Source organism: Chromobacterium sp. W521, from assembly GCF_052805975.1.
On the sequence record NZ_JBRBAF010000012.1, the window covers coordinates 1 to 11,879 of the forward strand.

Consider the following 11,879-nt stretch of genomic DNA (forward strand, 5'->3'; position numbering starts at 1 on the left):
GGATCGGAGAATCTAATGTCTAGCCAGAAAATCCGCATCCGCCTGAAGGCTTTCGATTACAACCTGATCGATCGCTCCGCTCAGGAAATCGTTGAAACCGCCAAGCGCACCGGCGCCGTTGTTAAAGGCCCGGTTCCGCTGCCGACCAAAATCGAGCGTTTCAACGTTCTGCGCTCCCCGCACGTGAACAAGACTTCCCGCGATCAGCTGGAAATCCGCACTCACCTGCGTCTGATGGACATCGTGGACCCGACCGACAAAACCGTCGACGCTCTGATGAAGCTCGATCTGCCGGCCGGTGTGGATGTGGAAATCAAGCTGCAGTAATCGCTTAAGTTCAAGGGTTTGCGAGCTAAGTTCTTGCGATTCTTGAATTTTCTGTGATACATTAGCGGACTCGCCATTTTGGCGAGTCCGTTTTTGTTTTTTCTGTCGTGTTTTTTATGCCGGTCAATCGTAATCGGCGCCTGAAAAAGGAAATAAACATGAGTTTAGGTCTTGTCGGTCGCAAAGTCGGCATGACCCGCATTTTTGCCGAAGATGGCGCAACCATCCCGGTAACTGTGCTGGACATGTCCGCTAACCGCGTCACGCAAATCAAAACTGCTGAAACCGACGGCTACAATGCCGTGCAGGTTACCTATGGCTCCAAAAAGGCCAGCCGTGTTGTTAAGGCTGCCGCGGGCCACTTCGCCAAGGCTGGCGTTGAAGCAGGTCTGGGTCTGGTCGAGTTTCCGCTGACCGCCTCCGATCTGTCCAGCTTCAAGCCGGGCGATGCCATCGCTGTTGAGATCTTCACCGTTGGTCAACTGGTTGATGTAACCGGCACCTCCAAAGGTAAAGGCTTCTCCGGCGTGATCAAGCGTCACAACTTCTCTTCCAACCGTGCTTCCCATGGTAACTCGCGTTCGCATAACACGCCGGGTTCCATCGGTCAGGCGCAAGATCCGGGCCGCGTTTTCCCGGGTAAGCGCATGGCGGGCCAATACGGTAACGTCAAGAGCACCGTGCAGTGCCTGGAAATCGTTCGTGTCGATGCCGAGCGTCAACTGATTCTGGTTAAAGGCGCTGTTCCTGGCGCCAAGAACGGTGACGTAGTCGTTCGTCCTAGCGTGAAGGCGGGTGCGTGATGGAATTGAATGTAATCAATACCCAAGGCAAGGCTGTTGGCAGCCTGCAAGTGTCCGACTCTTTGTTCGGCCGCGAATACAACGAAGCCCTGGTGCATCAGGTTGTTACCGCATTCCTGGCGAATGCTCGTAGCGGCAACCGCGCCCAGCTGACCCGTGCTGAAGTGAAGCACTCGACCAAAAAGCCTTTCCGTCAGAAAGGTACTGGTAACGCTCGTGCCGGTATGACTTCCACCCCGAACCGTCGTGGTGGTGGCCGTGCCTTCCCGAACAAGCCGGACGAGAACTTCACTCAGAAAGTTAACCGCAAGATGTTCCGTGCAGGCATGGCCGCGATTCTGTCGCAGCTGGTCCGCGACGAGCGTCTGATCGTGGTTGACGAGCTGAACGTTGAAAGCCCGAAGACCAAAGAATTCGTTGGCACCGTTCAGCCGATGGGCCTGGAACAGGCTTTGTTCATCACTGGCGAACTGAGCGAAAACCTCTATCTCTCTTCGCGTAACCTGCCGAACGTGCTGGTTATCGAAGCGGTTCAAGCTGATCCGTACAGCCTGTTGCGCTTCAAGAAGACCGTGATCACTCGCGACGCTGTGAAGCAACTTGAGGAGCAGTGGGCATGAACCAAGAACGTCTGTTGCAAGTAATTCTTGCTCCCATCGTTTCCGAAAAGAGCACCATGATTGCTGAGAAGAACCAGCAAATGGCGTTCCGCGTTGCCAAAGACGCGACCAAGCCCGAAATCAAGGCCGCGGTTGAAATGCTGTTCAACGTAAAAGTTGAAGGCGTTTCCACTGTGAATGTCAAAGGCAAGGTTAAGCGCTTTGGCCGTTCCATCGGTCGTCGCAGTGACTGGAAAAAGGCCTACGTTAGCCTGGTGGAAGGTCAAGAAATTGATCTGACCGCTACCCCGGCCGCAGCGGAGTAAGGAGATAGAGCATGCCTATCGTTAAGGTAAAACCGACTTCCGCGGGCCGCCGTGCCGTTGTCAAGGTAGTAAACCCTGACCTGCACAAAGGTGCTCCGCACGCCGCCCTGTTGGAAAAGAAATCTTCCACCGGTGGCCGTAACCACAATGGTCACATCACCACGCGTCATCGTGGCGGTGGCCACAAGAAGCACTACCGCATCATCGACTTCCGTCGCAACAAGGATGGCATCCCGGCGAAAGTGGAACGCATCGAATACGATCCGAACCGCACCGCTCACATTGCTCTCCTGTGCTACGCCGATGGCGAGCGTCGCTACATCATCGCCCCGCGCGGTGTGAAAGCCGGCGCTGAGCTGTTGTCCGGCGCGGAAGCTCCGATCAAGGCCGGTAACGCTCTGCCGATCCGCAACATCCCGGTGGGTACCACTATCCACTGCGTGGAAATGCAGCCTGGCAAGGGCGCTCAGATGGTTCGTTCCGCTGGCGCATCCGCGATGCTGCTGGCTCGCGAAGGCGCTTACGCTCAACTGCGTCTGCGTTCGGGCGAAATTCGCCTGGTGCACGTTGATTGCCGAGCGACTGTTGGTGAAGTGGGTAACGAAGAGCACTCCCTGCGCAAGCTGGGCAAGGCTGGCGCTACTCGCTGGCGCGGTATCCGTCCGACCGTTCGTGGCGTTGCCATGAACCCGGTTGACCACCCGCACGGTGGTGGTGAAGGCCGTACTGGCGAAGGCCGTGTGCCGGTTAGCCCGTGGGGCACTCCGGCTAAGGGCTTCCGTACCCGTCGCAACAAGCGTACCGACAATATGATCGTACGCCGTCGCTATTCCAAAAAAGGGTAATTGACAATGGCACGTTCGCAGAAAAAAGGCCCGTTCGTTGATCTGCATCTGCTGAAAAAAGTAGATGCGGTGCGGGCAACCAGCGACAAGCGTCCGATCAAGACTTGGTCTCGTCGTTCGACCATCCTGCCGGATTTCATTGGTCTGACCATCGCTGTGCACAACGGTCGCACCCATGTGCCTGTTTATGTTTCCGAAAACATGGTCGGCCATAAACTGGGCGAATTCTCGCTGACTCGTACCTTCAAAGGCCACGCGGCCGATAAGAAGGCGAAGAAGAGATAAGGTGAAGCGATGAGAGTATCTGCAAATCTGAAAAGCGTTCGCCTGTCGGCACAAAAATGCCGCCTGGTGGCCGATCTGATCCGCGGCAAGTCCGTTGATCAGGCTCTGAATATCTTGGCCTTCTCCCCGAAGAAGGGCGCGGTAATCATCAAGAAAGTGCTGGAATCTGCCATCGCTAACGCCGAGCACAACGAAGGCGCCGACATTGACACCCTGCGTGTCACCGGCATCTTTGTTGACAAAGGCGCTAGTCTGAAGCGTTTCACCGCCCGTGCTAAGGGTCGTGGCAATCGCATCGAAAAGCAGACCTGCCACATCTCGTTGACCGTTGGCAATTAAGGGGTAAGAAATGGGTCAGAAGATTCATCCGACGGGATTCCGTCTTGCCGTTAACAAAAACTGGTCTTCCAAGTGGTTCGCGAATTCGCAGAACTTCCCGGAAATGCTGAAGCAGGATATCGAAGTTCGCGAATTCCTGAAAAAGCGTCTGGGTCACGCTTCGGTTGGCCGTGTGACCATCGAGCGCCCGGCTAAGTCCGCCCGCATCACCATTCACAGCGCCCGTCCGGGTGTTGTGATCGGTAAAAAAGGCGAGGACATCGAGCTGCTCAAGCAAGAACTGCAAAAGCGCCTGGGCGTTCCCGTGCATGTGAACATCGAAGAAGTTCGCAAGCCGGAACTGGATGCTCAAATCATCGCCGACGGCATTGCTTCCCAGCTGGAGAAGCGCGTGATGTTCCGTCGCGCCATGAAGCGCGCTATGCAAAACGCAATGCGCATGGGCGCTCAAGGCATCAAGATCATGAGCTCCGGCCGTCTGAACGGTATCGACATCGCTCGTAGCGAATGGTATCGCGAAGGCCGCGTGCCGCTGCATACCCTGCGCGCAGACGTAGACTACGCTACCTCCGAAGCCAAAACTACCTACGGTATCATCGGCATCAAGGTATGGGTATACAAGGGCGAGCTCAAGCCGGGTCAAGTTCAACCGGCTCCGGTAGCGACCGAGAAGAAATCGAGAAAGGGTGCTCGAAATGCTGCAGCCAACTAGACTCAAGTACCGTAAACAGCATAAAGGCCGCAACACGGGTATCGCTACTCGTGGCAACAAAGTGAGCTTTGGTGATTTCGGTCTGAAGGCGGTTGGTCGTGGTCGTCTGACCGCGCGCCAGATCGAAGCTGCGCGTCGCGCGATGACCCGTCACATCAAGCGTGGCGGCCGCATCTGGATCCGCATCTTCCCGGACAAGCCGATTACTTCCAAGCCTGCTGAAGTTCGTATGGGCGGGGGTAAAGGCTCTCCGGAGTACTACGTGGCCGAAATCCAGCCTGGCAAGATGCTGTACGAAATGGATGGTGTTTCCGAGGAACTCGCTCGTGAAGCTTTCCGTCTGGCCGCAGCCAAGTTGCCGATCGCCACTGTGTTTGTAACTAGACAGGTAGGTCAGTAATGAAAGCGTCCGAACTGAAAGCCAAAACTGTTGACGAGCTGAAGGCGGAACTGCTTAGCCTCTTGAAGGCCCAGTTTGCTCTGCGCATGCAGCACGCCACTCAGCAACTCGCCAAGACCTCTGAACTGAAGAAAGTACGTCGCGACATCGCTCGCGTGCGCACCGTTCTGAAAGAAAAGGCAGTTTAAGATGAGCGAAACCAAAGTGGTACGTACGCTGACCGGTACCGTAGTCAGCGACAAGATGGATAAAACCGTGACCGTACTGGTCGAGCGCAAAGTAAAGCACCCGATCTACGGCAAGATTATCCGTCGTTCTAAGAAGTTCCACGCGCACGACGAGAACAACGAGTTCAAGGCCGGCGATATCGTTGTTATCAGCGAGTCCCGTCCGCTCTCGAAGACCAAGACGTGGGTGGTAACTGCCCTGGTAGAGAAGTCCCGCCAGGTGTAAAGACTTGCAGGGGGCGAAAGCTCCCTGTATAATGGCCATCTTCCTACCCCTATCGGGTAGGAGTTCCGCCCTTACGGGGTCCAAAACTGGCCGTTGGATACGCCACAGTTTCTGTGGCGTTTCGTCTGTTTGGTCTTGCTCTTATGCGAGAAACCGGCAGGTGAGAGTGACGGATAAAGTTGGATTAGAAAGGTAATCATCACATGATCCAAATGCAGACCATGCTTGAGGTCGCTGACAATACAGGTGCGCGTCACGTTATGTGCATCAAGGTATTGGGCGGTTCCAAGCGTCGCTATGCAAGCGTAGGCGACATCATCAAGGTGACCATCAAGGATGCTGCACCGCGTGGACGCGTCAAAAAAGGCGACGTTTACAACGCGGTTGTGGTTCGCACTGCCAAAGGCGTGCGTCGTCCGGATGGCTCGTTGATCAAGTTTGACGGCAACGCCGCCGTCCTGCTCAACAACAAGCTTGAGCCTATCGGCACTCGTATCTTCGGGCCTGTTACGCGTGAACTGCGTACCGAGCGCTTCATGAAGATCGTTTCGCTGGCTCCTGAAGTACTGTAAGGAGATCGCATGCGCAAAATTCGCAAGGGTGATGAAGTCGTAGTAATCACCGGCAAAGACAAAGGTAAGCGCGGCACCGTTCTGCGCGTTCTGGACGAGAAACTGGTTGTTGAAGGCGTGAATGTCGCCAAGAAACACCAGAAGCCGAATCCGGTGCGTGGCGTGGCCGGCGGCATCGTTGAAAAGACCATGCCTGTTGACGCATCGAACGTCGCCATTTTCAATCCGGCAAGCCAAAAGGCTGACCGCGTAGGCTTCAAGATTCTTGAAGACGGCCGCAAGGTACGCGTGTTCAAGTCCAACGGCGAAGTCATTGGCGCGTAAGGAACAAAACATGGCACGTCTCTACGATTTCTACAAAGACACCGTAGTGCCTGAACTGATGAAACAGTTCGGCTACAAGTCCATCATGCAAGTCCCGCGCATTGAGAAGATCACTGTGAACATGGGTGTGGGCGAAGCTGTTGCCGATAAAAAGGTAATGGATTTCGCCGTGGGCGACCTGGAAAAGATCGCCGGCCAGAAGCCGGTTGTCACCACCGCTCGCAAATCCATCGCAGGCTTCAAGATTCGTGATCACTACCCGGTGGGTTGCAAGGTAACTCTGCGTCGCGAACGCATGTACGAGTTCCTGGACCGCCTGGTGACGATCGCGCTGCCGCGCGTTCGCGACTTCCGTGGTGTTTCCGCCAAGTCTTTCGACGGCCGCGGCAACTACAACATGGGCGTTAAAGAACAGATCATCTTCCCGGAAATCGAGTACGACAAGATCGATGCTCTGCGTGGTATGAACATTACTGTTACCACCACCGCGAAGACTGACGAAGAGGCCCGCGCTTTGCTGGCCGCGTTCAAGTTCCCGTTCAAGGGTTAAGCACATGGCAAAACTTGCACTGATTCAGCGCGAAGAGAAGCGTGTCAAGCTGGCTGCAAAATTTGCTGCCAAGCGCGAAGCCCTTATCGCGACTATCAACAATCAAAGCCTCTCGGAAGAAGAGCGCTTTGCAGCTCGCCTGCAACTGCAGCAGCTGCCGCGCAATGCTTCCCCGGTTCGCCAGCGTCGTCGCTGCGCCATTACCGGTCGTCCGCGTGGCGTATTCCGCAAATTCGGTCTGGGTCGTAACAAACTCCGTGAAATCGCTCTGAAGGGCGAGATTCCGGGGGTTGTGAAGGCCAGCTGGTAATAGGAGACACATAAATGAGCATGCACGATCCTATTTCCGATATGTTGACCCGCATCCGCAACGGCCAAATGGCTTCCAAGGTGGCTGTTTCCATGCCGTCTTCCAAGCTGAAAATTGCGCTGGCGCAGGTGTTGAAAGAAGAAGGCTACATCGAAGACTTCGCCGTTGCCGGCGAAGAGAAGAAGCCTGTTCTCGAAATCCAGCTCAAGTACTATGCTGGCCGTCCGGTGATCGAGCGCATTGACCGCGTTTCCCGCCCTGGCCTGCGTGTGTACAAGGGCTCCACCGAAATCCCGAAAGTCATGAATGGCTTGGGCGTGGCTATCCTGTCCACCTCCAAAGGCGTTATGACTGATCGCAAAGCGCGCGCGGCCGGCATCGGCGGCGAGTTGCTGTGCGTCGTGGCTTAAGGGGGTCAAATGTCTCGCGTAGCTAAGAATCCCGTAGTCATCCCGGCTGGCGTCGAAGTGAAATTCGGCGCTGCAGAAGTGACTGTGAAGGGCGCCCTGGGCTCCTTGAGCACCGCTCTGTGCGAAGAGGTAGATGTCAAGCTGGACAACGGCCAGCTGACATTCGCCGCTAAGAACGACAGCAAGTTCGCTCGTGCCATGTCCGGCACTCTGCGCGCGCTGCTGAACAATATGGTGACCGGCGTGTCCAAAGGCTTCGAGAAGAAGCTGCAGCTGGTAGGCGTGGGCTATCGTGCCCAGGCCCAAGGCGACACCCTGAACCTGTCTCTGGGTTTCTCCCACCCGGTGGCTCATCAAATGCCTGAGGGCGTTAAAGCTGAGACCCCGAGTCAGACCGAGATCCTGATCAAAGGCGCTGACAAGCAGCGCGTTGGCCAGGTGGCTGCCGAAATCCGCGCTTACCGCGCTCCCGAGCCGTACAAAGGCAAGGGCGTTCGTTACGCTGATGAGGTTGTGGTTCTGAAAGAAACCAAGAAGAAGTAACTGAGGCACTGATATGGACAAGAAACAAGCTCGACTCCGCCGCGCACGTAAAACCCGTGCCCGGATCGCGGAGCTCAAGATGGTGCGTCTCACTGTGTATCGCACCAATAGCCACATTTATGCCCAGATCGTTGATGAGACTGGCAGCAAAGTACTGGCCAGCGCCTCTTCGCTGGAAACCGACGTACGCGCTGATCTCAAAAACGGCGGCAACGTGGCAGCTGCAGCCGTGATCGGCAAGCGCATTGCTGAAAAAGCAAAAGCCGCTGGCATCGAGAAAGTCGCTTTCGACCGCTCTGGTTTCAAATACCACGGTCGTATGAAAGCGCTGGCTGACGCCGCTCGCGAACACGGTCTCGTATTCTAATTCGGAGTGAAGAATGGCTAAACACGAAACGGAAGATCGTGGCGACGGTCTGGTCGAGAAAATGATCAGCGTCAACCGCGTCACCAAAGTGGTTAAAGGCGGCCGTATCATGGCTTTCTCCGCCTTGACCGTGGTAGGTGATGGCGATGGCGGAATCGGCATGGGTAAGGGCCGTTCCAAGGAAGTTCCGGTTGCCGTACAAAAGGCAATGGAACAAGCTCGCCACAATATGGTTAAGGTTCCGTTGAAAAACGGCACTTTCCACCACACTGTGGTTGGCAAGCACGGCGCTACTACTGTATTCATCCAGCCCGCTAAAGAAGGTACCGGTGTGAAAGCCGGCGGCCCGATGCGCGCTATCTTTGATGCTATGGGTGTTCATAACGTCTCGGCAAAAATTCATGGTTCCACCAACCCGTACAACGTGGTGCGTGCAACTTTGGATGGTCTGAGCAACATCAACACCCCGGCGCAAATCGCCTCCAAGCGTGGCCTGAGCGTCGAGGACATCCTGGGGGTGAGCCATGAGTAACGCCAAGACTGTAAAGGTCACTCTGGTAAAGAGCCTGATCGGTCGCCTGGAGTCTCACAAGGCTTGCGCCCGTGGTCTGGGTCTGAAGAAAATTCGCCAGACTGTTGAAGTGCTCGATACCCCTGAAAACCGTGGCATGATCAACAAGATCAGCTACTTGTTGAAATTCGAGGGCTAAGAGATGCTGCTGAACACTGTACAGCCGGGTGCCGGCGCCAAGCATGCCAAGCGCCGTGTAGGCCGTGGCATCGGCAGCGGCCTGGGCAAGACTTGTGGCCGCGGTCACAAAGGTCAGAAGAGCCGAGCAGGTGGTTTCCACAAGGTTGGTTTCGAAGGCGGTCAAATGCCGCTGCAACGTCGTCTGCCGAAACGCGGCTTCAAGTCGCTGAACGCAGGCAAGGTTGCCGAGATTCGCCTGTCCGAACTGAACCTGCTGCCGGTTGATGAAATCGACCTACTCTCTCTCAAGCAAGCTGGTCTGGCTTCCATCCAGGCGAATTCCGCCAAGGTGGTGCTGTCCGGCAAGATTGAGCGCGCAGTAAAACTGCGCGGCGTTGGCGTAACTGCCGGCGCTCGCGCCGCCATCGAAGCTGCCGGCGGCAGCGTAGAATAAGGCAATAATCTGTGGCGAATACTTCTCTAGTGGCAAATGCCAATAAGTTTGGTGATCTCAAGCGTCGAATCTGGTTCCTGATTGGTGCCCTGATCGTTTATCGCATCGGTGCTCACATTCCGGTTCCGGGTATCAACCCTGCCGAGCTAGCGAAGTTGTTCCACTCATCGCAGACGGGCCTGCTCGACATGTTCAACATGTTTTCGGGCGGCGCCCTCTCGAGGTTTACGGTGTTTGCCATTGGCATCATGCCGTACATCTCCGCCTCCATCATTCTTCAGCTTGCCTCCGAGGTTCTTCCGAGCCTCAAGCAGCTGAAGAAGGAGGGCGATGCGGGACGTCGTAAGATAACCCAGTACACACGTTACGCCACCGTTTTGCTCGCGACTTTCCAAAGTTTCGGCATTGCGGTGATGCTGTACAAGCAGCCTAACCTGGTGGTGACTCCGCAGTGGGAGTTCTACCTGACGACAGTCGTATCGCTGGTAACCGGCACCATGTTCCTCATGTGGCTGGGCGAGCAGATTACCGAGCGCGGGATTGGCAACGGTATTTCGTTGATCATCTGCGCAGGTATCGCCGCTGGCGTTCCGGCTGCGATCGGCAAGACCTTGACTCTAACCAGTCAGGGTTCTTTGCCTATCCTGTTTGCCGTCGTGTTGTTTGTCGGAGTGATCGTGGTGACTTATGTGGTGGTGTACGCCGAGCGCGGCCAACGCAAAGTCCTGGTGAACTACGCCAAACGGCAAGTGGGCAATCGCGTCATGCAGGGCCAGAGCACGCATTTGCCGCTCAAGCTCAACATGGCGGGGGTGATTCCGCCGATTTTCGCGTCCAGCATCATCCTGTTCCCGGCCACCGTTCTCGGTTGGTTTGGCCAGGGCGAGCACATGGGCTGGCTGAAGGGCATCGCAGACAAACTGCATCCCGGTCAGCCGATCTACGTGCTGCTGTATGCGGCGGCCATCGTCTTCTTCTGCTATTTCTACACGGCGTTGGTGTTCAACCCGAAGGAAACGGCTGACAACCTGAAGAAGAGCGGTGCCTTCATCCCGGGTATTCGTCCTGGTGAGCAGACTTCCCGATATATCGAGAAGATCATTCTGCGGCTGACGCTGATTGGTGCGATCTACATCACACTGGTCTGCTTGTTGCCGGAATTCCTGATCTTGAAGTGGAACGTGCCGTTCTACTTCGGCGGCACATCGCTGCTGATCATTGTGGTGGTAACCATGGACTTCATGGCGCAGGTACAGTCTTACGTGCTGTCGCATCAGTACGAGAGCTTGCTTAAGAAGGCCAACTTCAAAGGCAACGCGCTCACGCGCTGACAACTTGAGCTTGCGCTGGGTTATTGGCTAAGGAAGACACCATCCAGATGCAGTGCGAAATTCCGGAGTCCGCTTCGGAGTTTTGCTTGTGAATGGACACGTGGTAACCGGGCACTTCAGACGGGGTGCGATTGCATAGGCATTCGCATCCAATCTGACTGCGGTTTGGGGCGAGGGGCTTCTCCTCGGTCCTGCCAGTCCCGGATAGTGTTCCGTGCGAAATAACGCACTTGCTCTTTTAGAGGATTGAAAGGAACTGACATGCGAGTACAGCCTTCGGTAAAGAAGATTTGCCGCAACTGCAAAATCATTCGTCGCAATCGCGTAGTTCGCGTGATTTGCACGGATCCGCGTCACAAGCAAAAACAAGGCTAACATTTGTTAGACCTGGATTTGCGTGTTACAATCGCAAACTTTTCAAGGTCTTAAGGCTTAAGGAAAGAGTATGGCCCGTATTGCAGGGGTAAATATCCCCAATCATGCGCATGCCGTTATCGGCCTGCAGGCAATTTTCGGCATCGGTCAGACTCGCGCCCAGCAGATTTGTGCTGCTGCCAGCGTGAACCCTTCCACGAAAGTGAAGGATCTGACTGACGCTGAAATGGAAGCTCTGCGTGACGAAGTCGCCAAGTTCACCGTTGAAGGTGATCTGCGTCGCGAAGTCACCATGAGCATCAAGCGTCTGATGGACATGGGCTGCTATCGCGGCTTCCGCCATCGTCGTGGCCTGCCGTGCCGCGGTCAGCGCACTCGCACTAACGCTCGCACCCGCAAGGGGCCGCGTAAGGCGATCGCCGGCAAGAAGTAATTAATAGGAACAACAGATAATGGCTAAAGCAAACACAGCAGTTCGTGTACGCAAGAAAGTGCGCAAGTCTGTTAGCGAAGGCATCGTGCACGTGCACGCTTCGTTCAACAACACCATCATCACGATCACCGACCGTCAAGGCAATGCATTGTCTTGGGCTACCTCTGGCGGCGCTGGTTTCAAGGGCTCGCGCAAGAGTACACCCTTTGCTGCTCAGGTAGCAGCAGAGCACGCTGGTAAAGTTGCCCAAGAATACGGTGTGAAGAACCTCGAAGTTCGTATCAAGGGCCCGGGTCCGGGTCGTGAATCCGCTGTTCGCGCACTCAACGCGCTGGGTTTCAAGATCACCAGCATCTCCGACGTGACGCCGGTACCGCACAACGGTTGCCGTCCGCCCAAAAAACGTCGTATCTAATTCGGAGAGTGTGAG

At 55.6% G+C, this 11,879-nt stretch carries 25 protein-coding genes; all 25 read left to right on the forward strand.

What is annotated here, in order from left to right; all coding sequences use genetic code 11:
* The first annotated feature begins 15 nt into the window (after window positions 1-15).
* Complete coding sequence (gene rpsJ, locus ACUXV1_RS18360; RefSeq protein ID WP_011137734.1) at window positions 16-327, forward strand: 30S ribosomal protein S10; 312 nt, start codon at window positions 16-18, stop codon at window positions 325-327.
* A 158-nt stretch (window positions 328-485) separates the two neighbouring features.
* Window positions 486-1,130 (forward strand): 50S ribosomal protein L3, encoded by a 645-nt coding sequence (rplC, locus tag ACUXV1_RS18365; protein WP_043594113.1) that lies wholly within the window; start codon window positions 486-488, stop codon window positions 1,128-1,130.
* Window positions 1,130-1,750, forward strand: a complete 621-nt coding sequence (gene rplD, locus ACUXV1_RS18370; RefSeq protein ID WP_019100829.1) for a 50S ribosomal protein L4 — start codon at window positions 1,130-1,132, stop codon at window positions 1,748-1,750. Before rplC ends, rplD begins: the two co-directional genes overlap by 1 nt.
* A complete protein-coding gene (rplW, locus tag ACUXV1_RS18375; RefSeq protein WP_019100830.1) occupies window positions 1,747-2,055 on the forward strand; it encodes a 50S ribosomal protein L23 in 309 nt (102 codons plus the stop codon). The genes rplD and rplW overlap by 4 nt, the downstream gene beginning before the upstream one ends.
* A gap of 11 nt (window positions 2,056-2,066) precedes the next feature.
* Entirely contained in the window at window positions 2,067-2,900 is an 834-nt protein-coding gene (rplB, locus tag ACUXV1_RS18380) for a 50S ribosomal protein L2 (RefSeq protein ID WP_043594111.1), read from the forward strand.
* Between the two features lie 6 nt (window positions 2,901-2,906).
* The gene (rpsS, locus tag ACUXV1_RS18385; protein WP_019099947.1) at window positions 2,907-3,185 is read left to right on the forward strand and encodes a 30S ribosomal protein S19; all 279 of its coding nucleotides are present in this window, start codon (window positions 2,907-2,909) and stop codon (window positions 3,183-3,185) included.
* A gap of 9 nt (window positions 3,186-3,194) precedes the next feature.
* Complete coding sequence (gene rplV, locus ACUXV1_RS18390; protein WP_019099946.1) at window positions 3,195-3,524, forward strand: 50S ribosomal protein L22; 330 nt, start codon at window positions 3,195-3,197, stop codon at window positions 3,522-3,524.
* 10 nt (window positions 3,525-3,534) lie between these two features.
* Window positions 3,535-4,236, forward strand: coding sequence for a 30S ribosomal protein S3 (rpsC, locus tag ACUXV1_RS18395; RefSeq protein WP_043594108.1), 702 nt, complete (start codon window positions 3,535-3,537; stop codon window positions 4,234-4,236).
* Window positions 4,220-4,636: a 50S ribosomal protein L16 gene (gene rplP / locus ACUXV1_RS18400; protein ID WP_019101458.1), complete on the forward strand. Its 417-nt coding sequence runs from the start codon at window positions 4,220-4,222 to the stop codon at window positions 4,634-4,636. The genes rpsC and rplP overlap by 17 nt, the downstream gene beginning before the upstream one ends.
* Window positions 4,636-4,824 (forward strand): 50S ribosomal protein L29, encoded by a 189-nt coding sequence (gene rpmC, locus ACUXV1_RS18405; RefSeq protein WP_011137725.1) that lies wholly within the window; start codon window positions 4,636-4,638, stop codon window positions 4,822-4,824. The genes rplP and rpmC overlap by 1 nt, the downstream gene beginning before the upstream one ends.
* Before the next feature lies 1 nt (window position 4,825).
* Window positions 4,826-5,089, forward strand: a complete 264-nt coding sequence (gene rpsQ, locus ACUXV1_RS18410; protein WP_043594104.1) for a 30S ribosomal protein S17 — start codon at window positions 4,826-4,828, stop codon at window positions 5,087-5,089.
* Window positions 5,090-5,292: 203 nt separating this feature from the next.
* A complete protein-coding gene (rplN, locus tag ACUXV1_RS18415; protein WP_019104491.1) occupies window positions 5,293-5,661 on the forward strand; it encodes a 50S ribosomal protein L14 in 369 nt (122 codons plus the stop codon).
* 9 nt (window positions 5,662-5,670) lie between these two features.
* Complete coding sequence (gene rplX, locus ACUXV1_RS18420; protein ID WP_019104492.1) at window positions 5,671-5,985, forward strand: 50S ribosomal protein L24; 315 nt, start codon at window positions 5,671-5,673, stop codon at window positions 5,983-5,985.
* 10 nt (window positions 5,986-5,995) lie between these two features.
* Window positions 5,996-6,535 carry a 50S ribosomal protein L5 gene (gene rplE, locus ACUXV1_RS18425; RefSeq protein WP_019104493.1) on the forward strand — a complete coding sequence of 180 codons (540 nt, stop codon included), beginning with the start codon at window positions 5,996-5,998 and terminating at the stop codon, window positions 6,533-6,535.
* A 4-nt stretch (window positions 6,536-6,539) separates the two neighbouring features.
* On the forward strand, window positions 6,540-6,845 hold the full coding sequence (gene rpsN, locus ACUXV1_RS18430) for a 30S ribosomal protein S14 (protein ID WP_081546296.1): 306 nt from the start codon (window positions 6,540-6,542) through the stop codon (window positions 6,843-6,845).
* Between the two features lie 14 nt (window positions 6,846-6,859).
* Window positions 6,860-7,255, forward strand: coding sequence for a 30S ribosomal protein S8 (gene rpsH / locus ACUXV1_RS18435; protein WP_446016211.1), 396 nt, complete (start codon window positions 6,860-6,862; stop codon window positions 7,253-7,255).
* Between the two features lie 9 nt (window positions 7,256-7,264).
* Window positions 7,265-7,798, forward strand: a complete 534-nt coding sequence (rplF, locus tag ACUXV1_RS18440) for a 50S ribosomal protein L6 (protein WP_019104496.1) — start codon at window positions 7,265-7,267, stop codon at window positions 7,796-7,798.
* Between the two features lie 13 nt (window positions 7,799-7,811).
* Window positions 7,812-8,165 (forward strand): 50S ribosomal protein L18, encoded by a 354-nt coding sequence (gene rplR / locus ACUXV1_RS18445; protein ID WP_019104497.1) that lies wholly within the window; start codon window positions 7,812-7,814, stop codon window positions 8,163-8,165.
* 13 nt (window positions 8,166-8,178) lie between these two features.
* Window positions 8,179-8,697, forward strand: coding sequence for a 30S ribosomal protein S5 (gene rpsE / locus ACUXV1_RS18450; protein WP_043594101.1), 519 nt, complete (start codon window positions 8,179-8,181; stop codon window positions 8,695-8,697).
* The gene (gene rpmD, locus ACUXV1_RS18455; RefSeq protein ID WP_011137715.1) at window positions 8,690-8,875 is read left to right on the forward strand and encodes a 50S ribosomal protein L30; all 186 of its coding nucleotides are present in this window, start codon (window positions 8,690-8,692) and stop codon (window positions 8,873-8,875) included. The genes rpsE and rpmD overlap by 8 nt, the downstream gene beginning before the upstream one ends.
* A 3-nt stretch (window positions 8,876-8,878) precedes the next feature.
* Window positions 8,879-9,310, forward strand: coding sequence for a 50S ribosomal protein L15 (rplO, locus tag ACUXV1_RS18460; protein WP_043636363.1), 432 nt, complete (start codon window positions 8,879-8,881; stop codon window positions 9,308-9,310).
* A gap of 11 nt (window positions 9,311-9,321) precedes the next feature.
* Window positions 9,322-10,641: a preprotein translocase subunit SecY gene (gene secY, locus ACUXV1_RS18465; RefSeq protein ID WP_039755684.1), complete on the forward strand. Its 1,320-nt coding sequence runs from the start codon at window positions 9,322-9,324 to the stop codon at window positions 10,639-10,641.
* A gap of 261 nt (window positions 10,642-10,902) precedes the next feature.
* Window positions 10,903-11,016: a 50S ribosomal protein L36 gene (rpmJ, locus tag ACUXV1_RS18470; protein WP_011137711.1), complete on the forward strand. Its 114-nt coding sequence runs from the start codon at window positions 10,903-10,905 to the stop codon at window positions 11,014-11,016.
* A gap of 70 nt (window positions 11,017-11,086) precedes the next feature.
* Window positions 11,087-11,449: a 30S ribosomal protein S13 gene (rpsM, locus tag ACUXV1_RS18475; protein WP_019102771.1), complete on the forward strand. Its 363-nt coding sequence runs from the start codon at window positions 11,087-11,089 to the stop codon at window positions 11,447-11,449.
* 19 nt (window positions 11,450-11,468) lie between these two features.
* Window positions 11,469-11,864, forward strand: coding sequence for a 30S ribosomal protein S11 (rpsK, locus tag ACUXV1_RS18480; RefSeq protein WP_008955659.1), 396 nt, complete (start codon window positions 11,469-11,471; stop codon window positions 11,862-11,864).
* Window positions 11,865-11,879: the final 15 nt, after the last annotated feature.